Source organism: Lactobacillus crispatus (assembly GCF_018987235.1).
In the GTDB taxonomy this organism is placed as follows: domain Bacteria; phylum Bacillota; class Bacilli; order Lactobacillales; family Lactobacillaceae; genus Lactobacillus; species Lactobacillus crispatus.
The window spans coordinates 973,650-995,565 of record NZ_CP072197.1; the positions used below are offsets into that span (position 1 = coordinate 973,650).

General features: G+C 35.4%; 16 protein-coding genes and 1 pseudogene. 15 read left to right on the top strand and 2 right to left on the bottom strand.

What is annotated here, in order from left to right:
• Positions 1-414 precede the first annotated feature (414 nt).
• From J6L97_RS04775 to tnpC, 6 genes and pseudogenes are all read left to right on the top strand, one after another.
• Entirely contained in the window at positions 415-4,512 is a 4,098-nt protein-coding gene (locus J6L97_RS04775) for a YSIRK-type signal peptide-containing protein (protein WP_057726627.1), read from the top strand.
• On the top strand, positions 4,469-8,650 hold the full coding sequence (locus J6L97_RS04780; RefSeq protein WP_263386388.1) for a mucin-binding protein: 4,182 nt from the start codon (positions 4,469-4,471) through the stop codon (positions 8,648-8,650). Before J6L97_RS04775 ends, J6L97_RS04780 begins: the two co-directional genes overlap by 44 nt.
• Positions 8,651-8,871: 221 nt before the next feature.
• Positions 8,872-9,048 (top strand): hypothetical protein, encoded by a 177-nt coding sequence (locus tag J6L97_RS04785; protein WP_164477102.1) that lies wholly within the window; start codon positions 8,872-8,874, stop codon positions 9,046-9,048.
• Entirely contained in the window at positions 9,045-9,392 is a 348-nt protein-coding gene (gene tnpB / locus J6L97_RS04790) for an IS66 family insertion sequence element accessory protein TnpB (protein ID WP_054832798.1), read from the top strand. The genes J6L97_RS04785 and tnpB overlap by 4 nt, the downstream gene beginning before the upstream one ends.
• Before the next feature lie 88 nt (positions 9,393-9,480).
• Positions 9,481-9,684: pseudogene (locus tag J6L97_RS11070) on the top strand (transposase domain-containing protein).
• Positions 9,638-10,870, top strand: a complete 1,233-nt coding sequence (gene tnpC, locus J6L97_RS04795) for an IS66 family transposase (protein ID WP_220309105.1) — start codon at positions 9,638-9,640, stop codon at positions 10,868-10,870. The pseudogene J6L97_RS11070 and the gene tnpC overlap by 47 nt, the downstream one beginning before the upstream one ends.
• A 228-nt stretch (positions 10,871-11,098) precedes the next feature.
• Here tnpC and J6L97_RS11225 read toward each other — a convergent pair whose 3' ends face one another.
• On the bottom strand, positions 11,099-11,239 hold the full coding sequence (locus J6L97_RS11225) for a hypothetical protein (RefSeq protein WP_216786117.1): 141 nt from the start codon (positions 11,237-11,239) through the stop codon (positions 11,099-11,101).
• A 74-nt stretch (positions 11,240-11,313) separates the two neighbouring features.
• The gene (locus J6L97_RS04805; protein ID WP_164477101.1) at positions 11,314-11,475 is read right to left on the bottom strand and encodes a hypothetical protein; all 162 of its coding nucleotides are present in this window, start codon (positions 11,473-11,475) and stop codon (positions 11,314-11,316) included.
• 453 nt (positions 11,476-11,928) lie between these two features.
• Here J6L97_RS04805 and J6L97_RS04810 point away from each other — a divergent pair, with 453 nt between their 5' ends.
• From J6L97_RS04810 to cas2e, 9 genes are all read left to right on the top strand, one after another.
• On the top strand, positions 11,929-12,201 hold the full coding sequence (locus tag J6L97_RS04810; protein ID WP_201782105.1) for a hypothetical protein: 273 nt from the start codon (positions 11,929-11,931) through the stop codon (positions 12,199-12,201).
• A 56-nt stretch (positions 12,202-12,257) separates the two neighbouring features.
• Positions 12,258-15,008: a CRISPR-associated helicase/endonuclease Cas3 gene (locus J6L97_RS04815; RefSeq protein ID WP_057726626.1), complete on the top strand. Its 2,751-nt coding sequence runs from the start codon at positions 12,258-12,260 to the stop codon at positions 15,006-15,008.
• Between the two features lie 195 nt (positions 15,009-15,203).
• On the top strand, positions 15,204-16,913 hold the full coding sequence (locus J6L97_RS04820) for a type I-E CRISPR-associated protein Cse1/CasA (protein ID WP_057726625.1): 1,710 nt from the start codon (positions 15,204-15,206) through the stop codon (positions 16,911-16,913).
• A 10-nt stretch (positions 16,914-16,923) separates the two neighbouring features.
• The gene (gene casB, locus J6L97_RS04825; protein WP_057726624.1) at positions 16,924-17,529 is read left to right on the top strand and encodes a type I-E CRISPR-associated protein Cse2/CasB; all 606 of its coding nucleotides are present in this window, start codon (positions 16,924-16,926) and stop codon (positions 17,527-17,529) included.
• 27 nt (positions 17,530-17,556) lie between these two features.
• Positions 17,557-18,666, top strand: coding sequence for a type I-E CRISPR-associated protein Cas7/Cse4/CasC (gene cas7e, locus J6L97_RS04830; RefSeq protein WP_057726623.1), 1,110 nt, complete (start codon positions 17,557-17,559; stop codon positions 18,664-18,666).
• Positions 18,647-19,372 (top strand): type I-E CRISPR-associated protein Cas5/CasD, encoded by a 726-nt coding sequence (gene cas5e / locus J6L97_RS04835; protein WP_057726622.1) that lies wholly within the window; start codon positions 18,647-18,649, stop codon positions 19,370-19,372. The genes cas7e and cas5e overlap by 20 nt, the downstream gene beginning before the upstream one ends.
• 9 nt (positions 19,373-19,381) lie before the next feature.
• The gene (gene cas6e / locus J6L97_RS04840) at positions 19,382-20,038 is read left to right on the top strand and encodes a type I-E CRISPR-associated protein Cas6/Cse3/CasE (protein WP_057726621.1); all 657 of its coding nucleotides are present in this window, start codon (positions 19,382-19,384) and stop codon (positions 20,036-20,038) included.
• Between the two features lie 4 nt (positions 20,039-20,042).
• Positions 20,043-20,990 (top strand): type I-E CRISPR-associated endonuclease Cas1e, encoded by a 948-nt coding sequence (gene cas1e / locus J6L97_RS04845; protein ID WP_057726620.1) that lies wholly within the window; start codon positions 20,043-20,045, stop codon positions 20,988-20,990.
• A complete protein-coding gene (gene cas2e, locus J6L97_RS04850) occupies positions 20,987-21,883 on the top strand; it encodes a type I-E CRISPR-associated endoribonuclease Cas2e (protein ID WP_057726619.1) in 897 nt (298 codons plus the stop codon). The genes cas1e and cas2e overlap by 4 nt, the downstream gene beginning before the upstream one ends.
• Positions 21,884-21,916: the final 33 nt, after the last annotated feature.

Below are 21,916 nucleotides of genomic sequence, written 5' to 3' on the forward strand. Positions count from 1 at the left end.
ATAATGTTATATTATGACTATAACATTATTATTTAATAATTTGATGTCTAGCAACCACTGTATGTTTAAAATTTATATTTTATACTTCAATTCACTAACCCATAGGCTTTTGAAAAGCCTAATGTAAGCTTATAAAAATAGGATTGGTTCAGTTGTTATTACTTTACTTTTTCATTGATATATGTAGATTATTTTCAGTGTAGCAACACATATTTGAACTATTTAGGAAATATTTTATAATAAAGATAGTAAACGATCTATTAGAAATTAGACATGGAAGTAGATCAGTTTTCAATTGAAAATTTTTATGTATAAAACATAAAGTCACAATAAAGAAAGGAAAAGTATAAATTTCTATAAGGTTAAAAGTCGGATAGTCACAACCTAATTCCATGTTATATATGGCAATGAACAATGTTATTCAATAAGCATTCTGAAACCAAGCAACGCTTTGGAATTCGTAAATTAACAATTGGTGTAAGTTCAGTTTTGTTGTCAACCTTATTCTTAACTGTAAACAATGGTCAAAAGGTTAACGCTGCAACAGGTGATACTGTTACTAATGCAGATAGTAATAAGGCTGATGCATCTGTTACAAAAGAAACTGAAGCTAACAAGTCAAATAATGATAGTAGCAGTGTTAGCTTAACTAATACCTCAAATGGTACTGATAGTACCGAAAAGCAAACAACTGAAGTAGAAGATAAAAGTGCAGATACAACTACTAACGGTAGTGCTAAAGCAGATGACACTAAGGTGACTGAAGATAAACCATCTGACAGTAGTAGTGATCAAAAGCTAACCGAAGATAAAACAGCTAACAATGATAATGAAAAGCAAAATCAGCAACCAGATAAGACAGCTATTGATGCTAAAAGCTCAGATACTAGTGAAAAAAGTGAAAAAGCAGTTACACCAGCTAATAATGAGCTAGCTAAAGCAACTGTTAATAAATTAGTAGCTATACCAGCTAATAATAAGCTAGCTAAAGCAGCTGTTAATAAATTTACAACAGATGCTTCTACACCGGTATTATCACAATCTGCTGAAAATGGTAATATGACTCTCTCGATTAGTTTGCCAGAACTTTCAAATAAAGATTATATTCCTCAGACGATTAAGTTAAACGCAACTAATGTAAATTCTGGTGACAAAATTGTTATCAAAGTTAAAAAAAGCTCAGCGTACGGTTTTGCTAAAGAGAACTTTCCAATTGGAACAGTTACCGAATTCGATCAAGGGGCTTATAAGGTATTTCAAATAGTTCTCAATACTACTGGTAAATTTGAATATAAAATTACAGCTAAAAGGACCAATAATTATCAGGGACAAGCCAGTCCGATGCAAGATACAGGAGTAACTACAAAAGATATTCAGTGGTCTATCAACGGTGAAGATCAAGCACCATTGTCATTTAAACAGACAATAATTCCAGAGTTAATTTCAAACGGAGTTAGTCTAGCAAAAGCAACTGGAGATAAAAACACTGATTTTACAGAAGTTGCTCCTAATGAAGATTACAACTTTGTTTATTACATGGGTGAAAATGATGGTCTGGTTCATGACGGATCATATATGGCAGGCGTTGTTAATAGTGCGGTTAATTATGGTACGACAATTACAATTCCAGTTCCTGAAAATTTCCTTTTAAATCAGGAAGTAAGTGATAAGGCCAATAAAGAGCGTGGCTTAACTGGCTTTACCATGACACAAGATGGGATGGGCAAAGATGTAATTATTACTGTTCCTAAAGGTCAGAGCGCGCAAGGCTGGAATAGCGGTGGTAGATATTATACATTAACTGGTAAATTTGTTTATGATCAGATTCCAGAAGAACCTACTACCGTGACAGCTAAAAGAGATAGTGTCATTGATCAAATTTATACTTCAGATGGTCAGAGAATTACCGCCAAAGGAAAGCCATTTAGTGTAACTATTTCTGGTAAAAAGGGTAGACCTGCTTCAGGACCACTTAGTCTTTCAGCTTCAGGAGCGATTTCTAATAATCAACTTTTATTAGATTCAAATCCTAATAATGATCCGGTAGCTGTAAACTGGTTTGGTTATAGCAATGATTACGATAATATTGAGAATGCCAAAATAAAGTTAGATTTGGCAGATGGCTTGTATGTAACTGGGATTAAGACCCCTAAAGACCTAGGAACTGTCTATAACAATATTGGTAATATTCAGAGTTATACATATGAAATGACATTAACTAATGGTCAGAAAATTACGGGTACAGTAAAAGCTGGTGATATTGCTAAGTCTACTGCCACCACTACGGATGCAGATAACAATCAAACTATTATCGGTATTAGAAGCATTGTTTTTACACCAGACACCAATACAATTGGTAAGGATACCAAAACAGATAATCTCCCTAACCCTGGACGTATTGTTGACCAAGAGGATAGAATAGATGGTAAAAATCCATCAAATGTCTTTATTGCCTTGGGACATTTGAGTCATACATATGATAATGGATCACAAGTAAAGGCTAATGATAAATTAACTTCAAGTATTACTATTTTTGGTAGTAATTTTAGACCAGATAGGTATAATAACAAGCCAATAGTTTCATATACAAGTAGTAACACTCAAACAGTATTTGATACATCTCAATATAAAGCATCGCTGAGCACTTATGGTGGACAAAATTCAACCAATCCAGGAAACCAAAATGCCGGAGGCATTTCTTTAGGCGACGGTGGTGGTGGATCAAATTATGATTATATTTTTGAGCCAATCTTTTATTATGTAGTACCAGATAATGCGGTATATAGTGGTGGTGCAATTAGTAGATTAAATTCTAACGGTAATGAGTCGCCAGTTCCTGTAGTGACTAAATATTTCGTTAATGGTCACCAGGTAGTTAAGCTTGATTATAGTAACACAAACTATTACTATAATACTAAATATGGAACTAACAATGGTATTCCTTTAGATAATGCAAATAACCAACCATCGAATACTAGGTCATGGGAAATCTATGCATACAGTAAAGACATTCCTCTTTTGAATAATAGTTATACATCCGGTAAGTTTTTAACACCTGAAAATGCAGAAAAATCAGGTTCAACTGTGAAGCTAGACCCTAGCAAATTCTACTATGTTGGTGGAGGAACCTGGACAATTAATACAGCATCAGCTGTAGTTCTAGCCGATGCTGCGAATGGTAATAAAAATCCTGATGGTCTTTATGCTCAAAATGGTACATCTGATGATAAAGGATCAGATGGGATGAACTTTAGAGTAAATGTAGTAAATTACGATATGACAACAGATCTAAAAGATCTAACTGGATTTATCAATTTACCAGTCAAAGGATACAACAATACCACAACTAACTTCTTTTTGAGTGGTCCAGTTGATGTTCCAGATGGTACAGTTTTGTATTCAACTAGCTCAACTGATTTACCATCAGGTGTACATGCGAAGACACCTTCAACTGATAACTTTTTAACTAAAGAACAAGTTGAAGCAAAGATTGCTAGTCGTGAGATGAGTTGGTCTGATGTTAAGTCAATTGCAGTAAAATATGATACTGTCAAGGCTAATTCCGCAACTAAAGACATTTATATCCACGGAACAGATCCAGATATTACTAAAGATGCAGGTAAAGTTGCTCAAATCTCTTGGGGATTATATGGTGGTAACGATATGCCACCATTGGTAAAGAAAAATGCTTCTACGATAGTTATTTCTGGCTCATCAACAGTAAAAACTAGATTGCACTATGTTGATCCAAAAGGTAAGGATCAATATGTTGATGTTCCAACAATGTCAAAAACTTATAAAGATAATGTTGACACCATGCGGGATTCAGATTTTAATGAGAAGAATATTCCTGCAAGCCTGATTCCTCAAGGATACGAATTAGTACTACAAAATGAAAATGGTAAGGCTGTTGCCGTAAAATCAATTATTGATAATGGTGGTAAGACTTGGGTAACTGATGCAGAAGACGGTTCAGCTCAATTTGGCAAACTAGTTCTTTATAATTTTGATGGTGATACTGTTCAATTTGAGTTGACGCCAAAAATTGATAAGGCTACTCAAACAGTTAACCGTACTGTGCATTTTGTTAGTGATGGTGATAGTCCACAAAAGCTTGCTAATGATGTATATGAAACTGCAAAAATAACTGAATTGACTAATGAAGTTACTGGTGAAAAGCAATATTCAGCTACTATTACTGCTGGTGGTGTTACAATTGATGCTCCAGTAGTTGTAGGTCAAGATGGTCAGATATCCATATCTTTTCCAGCAACTACAATTCCAGAAGTGAATAAGTATTATGTTGTTGATAGTACTAAGAGTGAAGCTGACGCAATTAGCCCTACATTTACTTTCACTAAAGATGGTAATTTAGTTATCGAAAATACTGTGAAATATGCTCCAGTTAAGCAAGAATTACAAGTCCAAGTTTACGATGATGATGCAAACGATCCTAGTCAAGCATTAGATACCACCGACAGTTGGCAAAAAGGTACCTGGAACAGATGCTGAATTTCCACCAAATGAATGGAGCGAAGCTAATGCAACCAGTACTTCAACTAGAACCATTCACTACGTATACGATGATAATACTTTTGTAAATGGGGTTAACGTAAGCGGACAAGCTGTCCCTGGATTAAACGACATTATTCAAAAAGTTAACTTTGCTCAATCTGCTAAAATCAATCTAGTAACCGGTGATGTTTCATATCAAGGAGACTGGAATGCAATTAGTTCAACAACCACTAATCAACAGGGTGAAAAAGTGGCTAACCAAGAGAATGGTAACTATGCAGAAGTTATTTCTCCATCTTCTAAGACCGGCTATCCTGAACTTAAAGGATATACAGCTCACCAAGAAGTAGTTAATGCTAGTCAAGCAACTCATGGTGTTGATATTGGACAGGTTTTAGTTAAATACACTGCAAATGATTCTTTAGTTCAAATAGAATATGTCGATCAAGATACTGGTCTTGCACTTAAAGTTGATACTAAGAATGGTAAGAGTGGTGAAACATTCGACTATTCAACTACTGATACAATTGCAGACTATGAAAAGAGCGGATATGAATTAGTTCATGATGGATTTACTGAAAATGACGGTAATCTTAATAATAAGACTTTTGATTCATATGATGATGTTCCAGATAATCACAGACCAGAAACGATTAATCAGAAGTGGAAAGTAACTTTAAAACATAAGAAGATAACTGTAACTAATGATGATCCAAAAGATCCAGATGGTAAGATTACTACTGATAAGGGATATGATCATAACTATCCAACTGGTGTGAGTGAAACTGACTTAAACAATACAGTTAGAAGAAATATTTCCTTTATTTATACTGATAAACCAGAAGGTAGAAACCAAGCTTTCCCTACTGAAACACAAGAAGTAGCTTATAAACGTCAAGCTACAATTGATTTAGTTAAACTTGCCAATGGTGATAGTGATGCTGTTTCATATTCAAACTGGGAACCTAAAGAAGCAGGCAAAGAAAGTTTTGACAGTTATCAAGTTAAACCGATTAAGGGCTATGTAGCTAATTATGAACTGGTTCCAAGTGCTGATGTTCATAAAGACCAAGATGGTAAAGCTGAAAATGGACAGGATGTTGTAGTTAAGTATTCACCAGTTGGGAAGATCATCCCTATCGATAAAGATCGTAACGAAATTCCTAATGCACCAACTCCTGAATACAACAACGATCCAACTGATCCAACTAAGACTACAACAACCGATGTTCCTGAAATTCCAGGCTATCATGCTGAAGTGCCAAACGTAACTCCAGATAATCCACTTGAAGATACTAAGGTAGTTTACGTTAAGAATACGCAGGTCATTGATTTAGTTTATGTTGATACAAAGACCAATACAACTTTAACTACTCAAAACGACGTAGCACATGGTGATTCTGGTTCAACGATCCCAACTAGTGTAACCGATACTCTGAATTCAACTATTCAAAGTTACTTAGATAAAGGCTATGTAATTGATCCAGATAAAGTTAGCGGAACAGTTCCTGATACTTTTGACTTTAGTGATCAAGCCGCTAATGGTGCAGATAAAGAACATCAAGTTGTGACGATCTACTTAACTCATGGTACTGTAACAGTTACTGGTAATGATCCAAAGACCCCAGGTAAACCAATTAATCCTGAGGATCCTAATGGAAGTAAGTATCCATCAGAAGCTGGAAAAGATAATTTAGTAATTTCTAGCCAAAATATTATTCATTATTATGATGAGGCTGGTAATAAGATACATGATGATAAAGTGACTACTGACGATAGTACATTAACTAGAACAGTAACTATTGATAAAGTTACAGGCGACGTAATCAATCCTGGTAAATGGACTGGTGGCAAGGAATATGGCAATGTTAATACACCGGTAGTTAACGGTTATTATGTTGATAAAGCCAGTGCCAGTGCCGGTGCAAGTACCGTAACTCCTGCTGATGCTGATCCTAATAGTGGACGCGTACATAATGGAGTAATTACTAATGAAACTACAGTGATTTACCACCCAATGGGTCACATTATTCCAATAGATAAATCAGGCAACCCAATTCCAGGTGCTGAAACTCCAATCTTTAATAATGATCCTAATGATCCAACCAAAGGATCTACAACTAAGTCACCAATTATTCCTGGTTATCATCTTGAAACTCCTAGTGATTCAGCAATCACTCCTGATGAACCAGGTAAGGATCGTCCAGTAATTTATGTAGCTGATACTCAAGAATTGAAGGTTCAAGTCTTTGATCTAGATGGAGATACTCCTGATGAACCGCTTAAGACTGATAAAACAGGTGCAACTGTTGACTTTACAGGTGACTCCTTCACTAACTTCTCAAGTGATGTAGCAACTAACGTAGACTCATTGATTAAGTACTATACTGATCGTGGCTACCTAGTTAAAACTAAACCAAGCGATGAAGAATTATCTGGCAAGTTTGATGGAGATAAAACTCAAACACAGTATCTGAAATTACAACTAGTGCATGATAAAGCGACAGTTAGCGGTGAAGATGAAAATACTCCAGCACCTGATACTCCAATTAATGAGAATGATCCTGATAGTGTTAAGTATCCGTCTGACGTAAGTAAAGATAATTTAGTAATTTCCAGCCAAAATATTATTCATTATTATGATGAGACTGGTAATAAGCTACGTGATGATAAAGTTACTACTGACGATAGTACATTAACTAGGGAAGTAACTATTGATAAAGTTACAAGTGACGTAATTAGTACTGGTAAATGGACTGGTGGTAAGGAATATGAAAATGTTAATACACCGGTAGTTAATGGTTACTATACTGATAGAGTCAGTGCCGGTGCAAGTACCGTAACTCCCGCTGATGCCGATCCTAATAGTGGACGCGTACGTAATGGAGTAATTACTAATGAAACTACAGTGATTTACCACCCAATGGGTCACATTATTCCAATAGATAAATCAGGCAACCCAATTCCAGGTGCGGAAACACCAATCTTTAATAATGATCCTAATGATCCAACCAAAGGATCTACAACTAAGTCACCAATCATTCGTGGTTACCATCTCGAAACTCCTAGTGATTCAGCAATCACTCCTGATGAACCAGGTAAGGATCGTCCAGTAGTTTATGTAGCTGATACTCAAGAATTGATTCTAAAGGTCCATGATGAGGATACTCAAAGCTACTTAGGAGATCCGGTAATTTTTGATGGTTATACTGATCAAGAGGTTGGCAATTCTCCAGTAGATAAGCTTGAAGAATTAAAGAAGAAATATCTCGATCTTGGCTATGAAATTGTTGAGATCCCTCAATTGGATAAGAACTATGATGATACACCAAATGTAGGTGGAGAACCAGATAAAGAGCCACAAGTTTTTGTTCTTAAGGTTAAACATCGAATTGTACCAGTTACTCCTGATGATCCAAAGACACCTGATGATATCATTCCAGATAGTAATCAAAATTATCCAGGAGGATTAACTGAGACTGATCTTTCTAGAACTATCACTCGTACGATCGTTGTTAACTTCCCAAGTGGTACAAGTCAAGAAATCAAACAAGTGGTTACCTATACTAGAACGGCAACTGTTGATGCTGTAACTAAGGAAGTAAAATATTCAGCTTGGACAACTAAGAATAGCGATTGGCCTAAATATGTTGCTCCAGTTGTTCCAGGATATACTCCTGATAAGGATATGATCGAATTGACTTACGTTCCGGCTGATGGCAAGGATGTGACAGTTGAAATTAACTATACTGCTGATCCTGAGCCTGATGAACCGGCAACTCCAGTTAAGCCAGGCGAGCCTATTACTCCAGTTACGCCAACTAAGCCAACTACACCAACTAAGCCGGTTAAGCCTACTAAGCCAAGTAAGCCTAAAAAGCCAGCTAAGCAGACAAAGCCTGAAGTTGTGAAACCTGTTAAAGAAACAAAAGGCAAGCAACTTTATGGTAGTGCTCAAGCTAAAGTTGACAGTAAGGCTGCTCAGAATGTTGTAGACAAAAACAAAGCTAATGGAACTAACGATAAGAAGTTACCACAAACTAATGGTGAAAGTAATTGGCAGCTTTCACTTCTAGGTGTGGGTGTACTTGCACTTGCATTATTAGTTTTGAAGAAAAAGAGAGACGATGAATAATCGTTAACAAAAAGACTTACAATTAGTGGCTCTTTGACAAATCCTGTTGATAATGAGTAAATGAATAGAATCAAGCAACCATTAAAAGGCTGTTTGGTTCTTTTTCTTTGTACAGATTTTCTTCCAAACGAATTGTAAGTAAGCGTCAAATAACCGGGTATCTGTTTTAGCCTTCATTTTTCAGGTATTCTAATCTCATCAAATTAATGGAGGTTACGAATATGATCGAAAAACAACAACCCATTGTGTCACTTGGACATTCAACTAAGCCTAAAAAGGCTCGTCCACCACGTAATAATTTATTGCTTAATCTAAAAAAGGATGACTTAGAACTGAAGTTCTACAGTAGTTTAGATACTGAAATTATGAATAAGCTGCTTGAGAAAGTCTTATTATGATTAGGCTCAGTGATTTGGGTCAAGTCTACATCGTTTGCGGTAAGACGGATCTGCGTAAAGGCATTGATGGCCTAGCAACTTTAGTTAAAGAACAGTTTGAACTTGATCCTTTTAGTGGTAAAGTTTTCCTCTTTTGCGGCGGAAGCAAGGACCGCTTCAAAGCCCTTTATTGGGACGGACAAGGTTTTTGGCTGCTCTACAAAAGATTTGAAAATGGAAAATTGAACTGGCCCAGGAATCAAAATGAAGTTCAAGCTTTATCTTCTGAGCAGGTCGACTGGCTAATGAAGGGCTTCGCAATCAATCTAAAAATAAAGAACACGAAAGCGTGCGAATTCTACTAACACTTGACATCGCGCGCTTTTTTGATATTCTTTTAACTAATAAATTTAGGAGGAAGTTTATTAGTTAAAAGAAAATTTAGAAAAGACTATTGCTCAACAAGCAACTACAATTCAAAACTTAACTGATGAAATCAAGCTCCTCCGTGAACAAGTAGCTTACTTGACGCAGAAGCGTTATGGCAAATCTTCAGAATAAATGCCTTTAAATGGACAAACAAGTCTCTTTGATGAACCTGATGCTCAAGATGACGGAGAACGTCCCCGACGCCGCAGTTCAGACTATTACTTATAACAGAAAAACTCAGCGCAGGAAAAGAGCCGACCTGCTAGCTGCCCTTCCAGCTGAAGAAGTTCACCATGAATTAGGCGACAAGCATTGTCCTGATTGTCATTATGAACTGATTGAGATAGGCAAGCAGTCAGTTCGCCAAGAATTATTGTTTATCCCAGCTCAACTTAAAAGGTTAGACCATATCCAACATGCTTACAAATGTAAATATTGCAGTCAAAGAAATCTTAGCGACAAGATCATTAAAGCTGCAGTACCTAAAGCTCCCCTAAACCATGGTCTAGGTTCAGCTTCACTCATCGCTCATTCACTTTATCAAAAATATGAAATGAAGGTGCCGGACTATCGCCAAGAAAGCGACTGGAAGAAGATGGGACTAGAAGTTTCAAGACAGATGTTAAATTATTGGGATTTGAAAAGCAGTCAATACTACTTTAAACCAGTGTATGATCTGCTTAAGCAAAAGCTGTTAATGCGGCCAATTTTACATGCCGATGAAACTTATTATACAGTCTTAGAAAGTAAAACAATCAAGACTTACTATTGGGTCTTCCTTTCAGGCAAACATGATCAATACGGGATTACACTCTATCATCATGATCCTTCCCGGAGTGGCAAGGTTGCCTTAAACTTTTTAGGAAACTATCCCGGTTATTTGCACTGTGATATGTGGCAGGCTTATGAGCAATTGCCAAAAGCAACTTTAGTTGGCTGCTGGGCTCATGTTAGAAGAAAGTTTCACGAAGCCGTACCACAACAGGCTTCTGAAAAGTCCCTTGCCCAAAAAGGACTCAACTACTGCAATCGCATGTTTTACTTAGAACAAACCTGGGAGAATTTGAGCAAACAAGAACGTTACCAGCTAAGACAAGCAAAGCTCAAGCATCAAGCTACTTTTGAGCATGTCTTGCTTGATGGCAATTTAGAATTATCTAACAATAAGGCCGAACGCGCTGTAAAATCACTCGTCATGGGCCGGAAGAATTGGTTATTTTCTCAAAGTTTTGAGGGTGCTACTGCAAGTGGCTTTATTCTAAGCTTAATTGAAACTGCCAAGAGAAATGGCCTTGATCCTGAAAAGTACTTGAATTATTTGCTTCAGAAATTACCGAATGAAGAGATTCTGGATTCGGAACCCCTTGAAGCTTATTTACCGTGGCAAGAGAAGATCCAGGTAAATTGTAAATAAAAGAACTTAAATAACCGTCTCAGTATAACAGTAACTGGGACGGTTTTAAGTACACTATTTTATTTGACGCTTATTCTTTATCTTTAATATCAAGCTCGAATTTGATACAATGGTTAATTGAGGACATAGAAATCACCTTTATTTATAAGAATTTGTGTGGAAACGATTTTTATTAAAGAGGACTATGTCCTCCTTTTTTAATGCAATAAAAAACCTGTTAACAGCTTATCATATTGATAAGTCATCAACAGGAAAAATTATAGAGCCATAAAAATCAGCAAAGCAATTATGAAGGTTGCGAATGCCAACATTAGCATGAGTACCTGGTAGACGCTCACGGGCTGTAATCCTTTTTAAAGAATAGTCCATTGGAACCACCCCATTTCAAGAAGACAGCCATCGCCCATAAAACTTCTCGCAACGAAGATTATACCATACGGAGACTATTGATTGGGTTCTTTTTTAGCTAACTCTTCTCGGCGCTTCTTGATGACTTCTTCAATTTTGACTAGATCTTCCTCTTTAGCAAAAGTAAGGATGAATTGCCGAGTGCGAAAGAGTTCACCAGCTCTATTCCACTTGGATACAAAACTAAACATTCCCATTAAATTCCCTCCGCGATGTTCGATAACTAAATTATAGCACCGATTTTTGAACCATTGTTGTAGCGCACTCGACAGACACCAAGTACGCTATAACATAGTAGCGTTCATTGAGTTCCCGTTAGTTAATAAAATGCTAAAATAGTGAGACTGGATATGATAAGCAAGCACTCATCTTAGTCAAATTGCTGTAGAAATTAATCCTTAGAAAGCAGCAACAAACCGCACTGTCTCAGTGTTTGAGGCAATGTGTGATTGGGATGAGTCGGACAACACATGTGGAGGTGATCCTTTGAGCGTCAAGTTTGGCAATTTTTGAGTTATTGTATTCTCCACACATGTGGAGGTGATTAAAAAAGTGATAACTGTGTTCTGATATTCATTGGTATGAAGTAAACAAGTATACGAATTCTAATATGTATGAATTAAAGATTGTAAATTATACGAGAGAAAAGAATGATGAAATTAAAATATATAGGTGAAACTTTAGGGGTAACTGGCTTAACAAATGGCAAAATCTATGAATGTATAGCTGAAGAAGGACCTTTTTATAGAGTCATTGATGACAGTGATGAAGATTATTTATATTCCCAAAACAATCCAGCACCACTTGATGGTTCATCTAAGGGCGGAAAATGGGAAGATTTTAGCATTTGGTATTATGATAAATATGATCAAGTAATAAAAGGCATCGATTATTCTATGTATATAAATAAAAATAGATTGTAAAATAAAAAGTAATTATAAATATTAGATTAAGTAGATAGTATAAACTAAGGAGAAACATGACAATTTTATCAAATACCACCCTGTCTTTATGGGGTAAAAAGAATATTAATAAAGATAGCGAAGAAGTATGGTTACCCTTAATTGCTCACTTAATTGACACAAAAAATGTTATTGGATGGTTATATAATCATTGGCTTAATGACGGCCAAAGACGCATTTTGAGTCAGGGATTTGAAAACTCAAATGAAGTTCAGAATCTTGTTGAATTTATTGGATACATTCATGATATTGGTAAGGCTACACCAGCTTTTCAAATTAAGCAATCGTTTATCCACAATGAAGACTTAGACCAGGATTTGTTAGAAAGATTATTACAAAATGGGTTTGATAATTTAGAAGAATTAAAGGCAAATATGGATACTAGACACTGGCTCCACGCTCTGGCCGGTGAAGTGATCTTAGAAAATAGTGGGTTAAATGAAAGTATTGGCGCTATAGTTGGCGGGCACCATGGTAAACCACAAAATAAGTATTTTGACTATGAAGATCAACTGATGGATGATACTTCTAAATATTATCAATCAGATTCTTGGGCCGAAAATCCAACTAGAGAAAAATGGGAAAATGTACAAAAAGAGATCATCAATTATGGTTTAGATTTGTGTAATTTTAAAAATTTAGAAGATATACCTACAGTTACTGACTCACAAGCAGTAATTTTAGAAGGCCTAGTAATTATGGCCGACTGGTTGGCATCTAGTGAATATACAATTAAAGATGGTAAGCGTGTTAGCATGTTTCCATTAATCTCGATGGATCAAGGTTTTAGCGATATTGATATGACATCAAGATATCAACAAGGAATTTTAAATTGGCTTAAAACAGATTCCTGGACGCCTCAATTGATAGTCGATACTAAAGAGCAATATCAAAAACGCTGGAATTTTGATCCAAGACAAGTTCAGGAACAAATGTCTCAAGCAATCGGAGATAGTGTGGATCCTAGCATGATTATCGTTGAAGCCCCGATGGGTATTGGTAAAACTGAAATAGCTCTAACTGCTGTTGAGCAATTAGCTGCTAAGACCGGTATCAATGGCCTGTTTTTTGGCTTGCCAACCCAGGCTACTGCAAATGCAATGTTTGATAGAGTAGATAACTGGTTGGGGAATATTGCCAAAGAACAGAGCGAAAACCTCTCTATTAAATTGATGCATGGAAAGGCACAGTTTAATCAAAAATATCACAATATTCCTGATGCTGATGATATTGAAACCGATGAAGGTGCAGTTGTTGTTAATCAGTGGTTTAATGGTAAAAAGTCAATATTAACTGACTTTGTAATTGGAACTATTGATCAATTGCTTTTGATGGGCTTGAAGCAAAAGCATCTGGCCTTAAGACATTTAGGGCTAAGCGGAAAAATAGTTGTAATTGACGAGGTTCATGCTTATGACGTATATATGAGTTCCTATCTTGAAAAGGCAATAGAGTGGTTGGGGGCATATCATGTACCAGTTGTTGCTTTGTCGGCTACGCTTCCAGTTGATAAAAGAAATGAACTTCTTACAGCATATTGTAGAGGAAAATATGGCAGTGAAAAATTTAAAGCTCAAAATACTAATTGGCAAACTTGTCAAGCATATCCCTTATTAAGTATTTTGGATGGCAAAGTTTTAAAACAAAAGTCAGACTTTTCTACTAAAGCTGATGATACTACAGTTAAAGTTACTCGCTTAAACATTGAAAATTACGATTTAATTGAAAAGATTAATGATCAAATTGAAGATGGCGGTGTCGCAGGTGTCATAGTTAATACGGTAAAGCGAGCACAAGAATTGGCAAAAATTGCTGAAAAAGAGTGTTCTGAAGATACGCAAATTTTGGTGCTTCATTCCGCATTTTTGGCTAATGATCGTAGTAATTTAGAGTCCAAATTGGAAAAGTCAATTGGAAATCACCAAAAACGTCCAAAGAAAATGATAGTAATTGGCACGCAAGTGCTCGAACAATCTTTGGATATCGATTTTGATGTTATGTATACGGATATTGCACCAATAGACTTGATTTTACAAAGAGCGGGTCGTTTGCATCGTCATCAAGTTAAGCGCCCAGACAAATTAATTGAGCCTCAACTATTCATTATGGGTATTAATTCTAATGGGGACTATGGGGATGCAAATCAAGCAATTTATGAGAAATATCTTTTAATTAAGACGGATCATTTCTTAAAAGACAAGATCAAATTACCTAGTGATATTTCTAATTTGGTTCAAAAGGTATATTCAGCGGATACTGATAATGAAGTACAAGATCTTCAGGAAGCGGAAGTTAAGAAATTCAACATTGATCAAGAAAAGGCAGAACAAAAATCAAAAGGGTATCAAATTAGATCCCCAAGAGTTGAAAAAACTTTACATGGTTGGCTTGATAATGATAGTGACACTGATCTAAATGATGTTAAAGCAGAGGCTGCTGTCAGAGATACGAATGAAACAATCGAGGTTCTTTTGCTAAAAAAAGATGCCGATGGATTTTATTTAATGGATGGGCGAAAAGTGGATGAAGAAGTTCCTGATAGCGTTGTTGCTCAGCAGTTGATTAGGCTGCCCCATGCATTAACGATGAATATAAACCAATCTATACGAAATTTGGAACGAGATACTATTAGTAATTTTCCTGAATGGCAGAACAGTTCCTGGTTAAAGGGCTCGGTAGCTTTAATTCTTGATGCCAATAATGAGACAGAATTTAATGGATATAAAATTAAGTATTCATCTGACTTGGGGTTATCGTACGAAAAATAGTAAACTGTATTAAGTGTATTCCTCACTTAGGTGAGGGTGATCCCATTAATTAATCATTTATTAAAGTAATCCCCATGAAAATGGGCTTGGCGGTTTCATAAACTGAAATCGCTTTTTATTTTATTGTAAATTAAAAGGAAAAGTTTTATTATAAATATTAATTAATCATTTATGAATTGGAAGAGATGGTGATATATGAGTAATGATTTAAGTTTCAATCTGGTTACTGATCCTTGGATTAAAGTCCTGAAAAAGGATTATACCGAAAGTGAAGTCTCTTTAAATGAACTTTTTAGTAATTCTGAAGATTATCTTCAGCTTGCCGGTGATATGAAATCGCAGGACTTAGCGATTCTCAGATTATTGTTGGCTATCTTACTGTCAGTTTATACTAGATTCGATGCAGATGATACGCCATACTCATGGCTGGATTTAGATGACAAATGGCGAGTGACTCGGACAGATAATGATGGCTTCAACTCTCAAAAACTAAAACTGGGAGACACTTGGAGAAGTCTATATGATCAAAAAACTTTTTCAAAAAAAGTATTTGATTATCTAAATCTTTATCAGGCTAAGTTTAATTTATTTGGTGAAGATCCTTTTTATCAAGTTAATCGTCAAGTCTATGACCAAAATGTGCCGGAAAATAAAAAGGTAGCTAAAGGTGCGGGTACAGTATCAGTTAAACAAATTAATCGACTTATTTCTGAAAGCAATAACAGCCCGGCACTGTTTTCACCTAAATCAGGTATTGAAAAAGATAGTGTTAATAATGCGGAATTAGTTCGCTGGTTAATTACTTACCAAAACTTCACAGGTGTTACTGATAAGACCAAAGTTAAGTCAAAGGATAAGTTCTCTGTTTCTCCTGGTTGGTTGTATTCAATTAATCCTGTTTATATTAAAGGTAAAACTTTATTTGACACTTTGATGTTAAATCTAAGCTTAGTTACCAATGATTCTGCAGATGGAACAAACTGGCTAAACTCACAAAGACCAGTGTGGGAATACGATGATATTAATGATTATCTTCAACAAAGATTGAATGGAGTATATCCTGACAATTTATCTGAATTATACACTGTTTGGTCTAGAATGATTCATATTGATTGGCAAAATGGTCAGCCAGTTATATTTAGCGCAGGACTGCCTAAGTTAGATAGTGAAAAACAATTCCTAGAGCCAATGACGACTTGGCGTAAAAATAAAGATGGTGTTGTATATCCAGCTGCCAAGAATAAAAATAATATAAATGTCGCTATGTGGCGTAATTTTGGTCAGTATATAAGAACTAAAGCTAACGAAGATGAAAAAAGAATTCCAGGAATTGTTAGTTGGATTCAGGAATTGAAAAAAGAAAAATACATTTCTAAGCATACTAACATCAATATAGCTACAGTAGCTATGATAAGTGATGGAAATGCTACATCTCAATCACCTTATGCGGAAATCACTGATAATATGCAAGCTAAGGCAGGAGTTCTTTTTGATGATGAGCCTATGCTTGAAAATCGGTGGCAAGATAAGATTGAAGAAGAAGTATTATTAGCACAAAAGGTTGTGGCTTATTTCTATTGGTTTGCAAAAGATATATCGAACATTCAAACCCATAGCGAGAAGAAAAAAAGTAATGATGATTGGGCAAGTCGAAAGGTAGCGCAACTTTATGACGAACTGAATCAGCCATTTTACACTTGGCTTTCTGGATTAGATATAAATCAAGACCGTAATGTCAAAATTAAAGAATGGCGTGAAACTTTAAATCGTCTTGTTGCAACGCAAGCTAAAAATATTTTTGTCAATGCAACTGCTGATGAAATCATTGGCGGGAAGGAAGACAATATTTTTACAATTTATAATAAACTACGCAGAAACGTCTATGTTTGTCTCGGATTAAAGTAAGGAGAAAAAGATGAGTGATGCTTATACTGCTACGGCACGAATAATTAATCAGCTGTATGGTGATGGAACTCCTGATAAAGGTGCTTTGGCTGAACTTAGAAGGACAACAGCTATCACCGATAAAGGCGCTGAAAAAATCTGGCCTTTAATTTTTTCAGCCGTGCCTAAATTAAGTACAAATGGAAAACCTACAAAGCTTGAAACAGCAGTTTATACTGCTCTTCACTGTTATGCTGCATTTCAACAAGGGAATGATTCATTTGTCTTTGGTCAAATTCCTAGATCAAAAGATAAGGAAGAATCTGGAGAAAATGGTGTATCTCTTTTTACTGCACTGAAGAAAATGAAAATAAACGACTCTAACGAAAAGAAGGCTTTAGATAGGCGAGTAACAGCTTTATTAGCAACTACAAATATCAGCAGTGCCACCAATTCAATTAATCATCTAGTAAGTATTCTTAAAGGAAAGAAAATGGGTGAAAAGATTGACTTTGCTCAATTGGCGGAAGACTTGTATAACTTTCAGTGGAGTACGAAAAATGCAAGATTCGTTGCCTTGAAGTGGGGAAAAGATTACTACTGGAACGTTTATAAGCTGGCATCAGACAACGATTAGTGAACAAAAAGCAAGGAGAAAATCAAAATGAATAAGAATCTTTATATGGACATTAATGTATTGCAAACTGTACCATCATCAAATATCAATAGAGATGACACTGGTTCACCTAAAACAGCTATTTATGGTGGCGTGACTCGGTCAAGAGTTTCTTCACAAAGCTGGAAGAGAGCAATGCGTTTAGCCTTTAAACAAGACTCAGAAAATGAAGAATGGCTTAAGAGCTATAGAACTTTGAAAACAGCTAGTCTTTTGGCGAATAAGTTACAAGAACTAGATTCAAATTTAAGTGAAGAAGATGCTTTAAAGAAAGTTGAAGAAGTCTTTAAAGTAGCTGGAATCAAATTAAAAAAGGACAAGAAAACGGGCGAAATGTTAACTGGAGCACTACTACTAGTAAGTGAAGGGCAACTCGAAAAGATCGCTAAACTTGCTTTGTCTGTTGATCAAATAGATAAAGATACAGCTAAAGAAATTAAGAAAAATTTGATGGGAGATCAATCTCTAGATTTAGCTTTATTTGGAAGAATGGTGGCAGATAATCCAGAATTGAATGTGGATGCTTCTAGTCAAGTGGCTCATGCAATTTCCACTCATGAAGTTACTCCAGAATTTGATTATTACACTGCAGTTGATGATGCAAATGCGAAAAGCCAAACAGGTTCTGCAATGCTTGGTACGATTGAATATAATTCATCTACTTTATACAGATATGCCAATGTTAACATTCTTGATTTATTGCACAATCTTGGTAATAAAGCTTTGACTATTGAAGGAATTAAGCTCTTTATCAAAGAATTTGTTTTGACAATGCCGACTGGTAAGGAAAATACTTTTGCTAATAAAACACTCCCTCAATACGTTATGATTAATGTTCGTACTGATACACCCGTTAACCTAGTATCTGCATTTGAAACACCAGTTAGATCTGAAGGTGGCTACGTTGATAAATCTATCGATCGATTAGAGGATGAATATAAAAATTCCTTGAAATTTGTAGATAAGCCTGTGTTTAATGTCGAATTGACGAATAGTGAGAATATAGTCGACAATCAGGCTGAAAATATTGATGATTTAATTAATCAAACTGCTGAATTCGTAAAACAGGAGTTAGAAAATGAAGACAGCAACGATTAGATTGACTGCGCCACTTCAGTCTTATGGTAATTCTGCATCTTTTAATCAAAGAACTAGTGATAGTTATCCAACCAAAAGTGCTATTGTAGGTATGATTGCAGCTGCATTGGGCTACTCAAGAGAAGATAATGAAAAAATTTTGGAGCTAAATAATTTATTATTTGCTGTTCGAATTGAGCAATCAGGCAAAATGTTGACAGAGTTTCAAACAGTGGAATACAGAAAGAGTGCAAGCAAGACTGCTCGAAAGTTAACGTATCGTGATTTTATTCAAGATGGAGTTTTCATGGTAGCGATTGGCAGCGATGATGATCAATTGATCGAAAACATCAAAGAAGCACTTGAACATCCAAAATTTCAGCTTTATTTAGGAAGACGGTCTAATCCGCCAGCTGGTCCACTTAAAATTGATATTTTTGATGGAAAAAATCCCTTACAAGTACTAGAAGATATGCCCTGGCAAGCTTCAGATTGGTATAAGAGGAGCTTTAAGTCGTCACAATTTCTAACTAGAATAATTGCTGATGCTAGTTTAGATCCTGAAAGTACCCCCTTAATGAAAAAAGATAAAGTGGGCTCTTTTGATCAAAAAGATAGATATTATCAATATCGTCCTATCGTAATCAAAAAAGCAGTTAAACTTAAAAATTCAGAAAATAATCAGACATCAGATAATACTGATTGGGATTTTTGGTCATTTGTGTAGGAGGGTAGAATGTATATTTCGAGAGTTGAAATTGATACTAACAACCGACAAAAACTTAGGGATTTGTATCATTTAGGTGCATATCATAATTGGGTTGAGAATTGCTTTCCGAATGAATTAAAGAAAAAAGTAAGATTACGCCATTTATGGAGAATTGATGAATTAAATGGTAAAAAGTATTTACTTGTTTTAAGTGAAGAAAAGCCAAAATTAGATAAGCTTGAAAGATATGGTCTTGCCAATACGGCAGAAACGAAAGACTATGATCATTTTTTAAGTAGTTTAAATCAAGGAAAAAAATATCGCTTTAAACTAACGGCTAATCCTTCATATAGAATTACAGATGCAAAAACCGGTAAATCAAAAGTAGTACCGCATATTACTGTTTTGCAGCAAACTAAGTGGTTATTAGATCGATCAGAAAAATATGGTTTTGATTTAGTTAAATCAGAAGATGACGAAGAAACATATGAAATGAATATTACGTCAAGAGATTGGCCACGATTACGCCGCAAGGGCAATAAAATAGTAAAATTAAGTCGTGTTACTTTTGAAGGCTTATTAGAGATTAAGGATTTGCAACAATTTAAGCAGGCAATGGTAACTGGTATAGGGCGTGAAAAAGCTTTTGGGATGGGACTACTCACTGTAATTCCAATGGAATAATATAATGAAAAATAATTATGGTGCTAAGAAACCAGAACGTCAGGAATTAGGACGAGTTTCGGATAGAATAAGTTTTATATATGTAGAACATGCCAGAATAAATAGACAAGATAGTGCAATTCAAGTAGTTGATTACCGTGGAATTATTAATATTCCGGTTGCTTTAGTAAGTGTGCTTTTACTGGGACCAGGAGTTGATGTTACACATCGGGCGATGGAACTAATGGGAGATTCCAGTTTAGCTGTTGTTTGGGTTGGAGAATGTGGTGTACGTCAATATGCACATGGTAGATCGCTGAATCATTCTTCCAGATTATTAGAAGCACAAGCTAAGTTAGTATCTAATCGAAGAAGTAGATTGGCTACAGCTCGCCAGATGTATGAGATGCGCTTCCCAAATGAAGATTTTTCTGATTTAACGATGGAAGAATTGCGTGGTAAAGAAGGTTCTCGAGTTAGGCGGATATATCGTGAACAATCTAAATTAACTGGTGTTAGCTGGAATAAGAGAGAATATAAAGTTGATAATTTTGAGGATGGAACTCCTATCAATAAGGCGTTGACAGCAGCACACCAGGCTTTGTATGGCTTAAGTTATAGTGTTATCGTAGCTTTAGGTGCTTCACCAGGTTTAGGATTTATTCATACAGGTCATGACTTAGCCTTTGTTTATGATTTTGCAGATCTATACAAGGCTAAGTATTCAATTCCAATTGCTTTTAAAATGACTGCTAAATATGGAAATCAAGATATTGCCACACATACTCGGATTGCAATGAGAGATGAGTTTAAGAAAGGTAAACTATTGGCTAAAATGGTAAAAGATTTGAAAAGTCTTTTATTAAAAGATAGTACTGCCGATATTGAATCTCCTCAAGTAATAATGAGTTTGTGGGATGATCGTGAAGGCCTACAGAAATTTGGCGTTCAGTATCATGAGGCACAGTCATGATTGTGATTACTTTAAGCAAAACTCCACAATCTTTACGTGGAGACCTAACTAAATGGTGTCAAGAAGTTCAAACGGGTGTTTATGTTGGAAACTTTAGTGCACGTATTCGTGATCTTATATGGCAAAGAATCATATCTAATATTGGACAGGGTGAAGCAACGCTAATATATAGTACTAATAATGAATTAGGCTTCGACTTTAAAACTACGCGTCAAGATAAAATGGTGGCTGATTTTGATGGCATACCGCTGATGGTGCATTTAAATAGTCAAAATAAGTTATCTAGCAAAAAGAAATTAGGGTTTAGTAAAGCAGCACAGCATCATAAAGTAAATACTTTTCGATCCCAAGTCCAGGATAAAGCAGATAGTTTAACTTCACTAGCGGTTCTTGATATAGAAACAACAGGACTTAATCTTGAAAAAGATAAGATTATATCAATTGGTGCTATAAAATATCTTGAAAATAATGATTGTGAGAAATTTTATCGATTAATCAAAGTTGATACTGAAGTGCCTGATAATATAGAAAAAATAACCCAGTTAAATAAGGGAGTATTAGCTAATAAAGGAATCGATATCAAAACTGCTTTGCTAGATTTGAGAAAGTTCTTAGCCGATAGGATTGTTGTTGGTTATAACTTACCATTCGATATTAATTTCTTGAATAGAGATTTCAAAAAGTATTGTCATTATTCGTTATTGAATGAATGTGTTGATTTGCTTTCTGCAGTTAAAAAGAAAAATGTCTTTTTAGATAATTATCATTTGAGTACTGTGCTAGAAAATTACAATATTAAAAATTCAAATCCACATAATTCGTTAGCTGATGCTGTGGCCACAATGGAATTATTGAAAAAGCTAATTAAAAATGATAATTATAAGATAAAATAATCATTACAAAGTGAAAAAACGGTGCTAACCTTA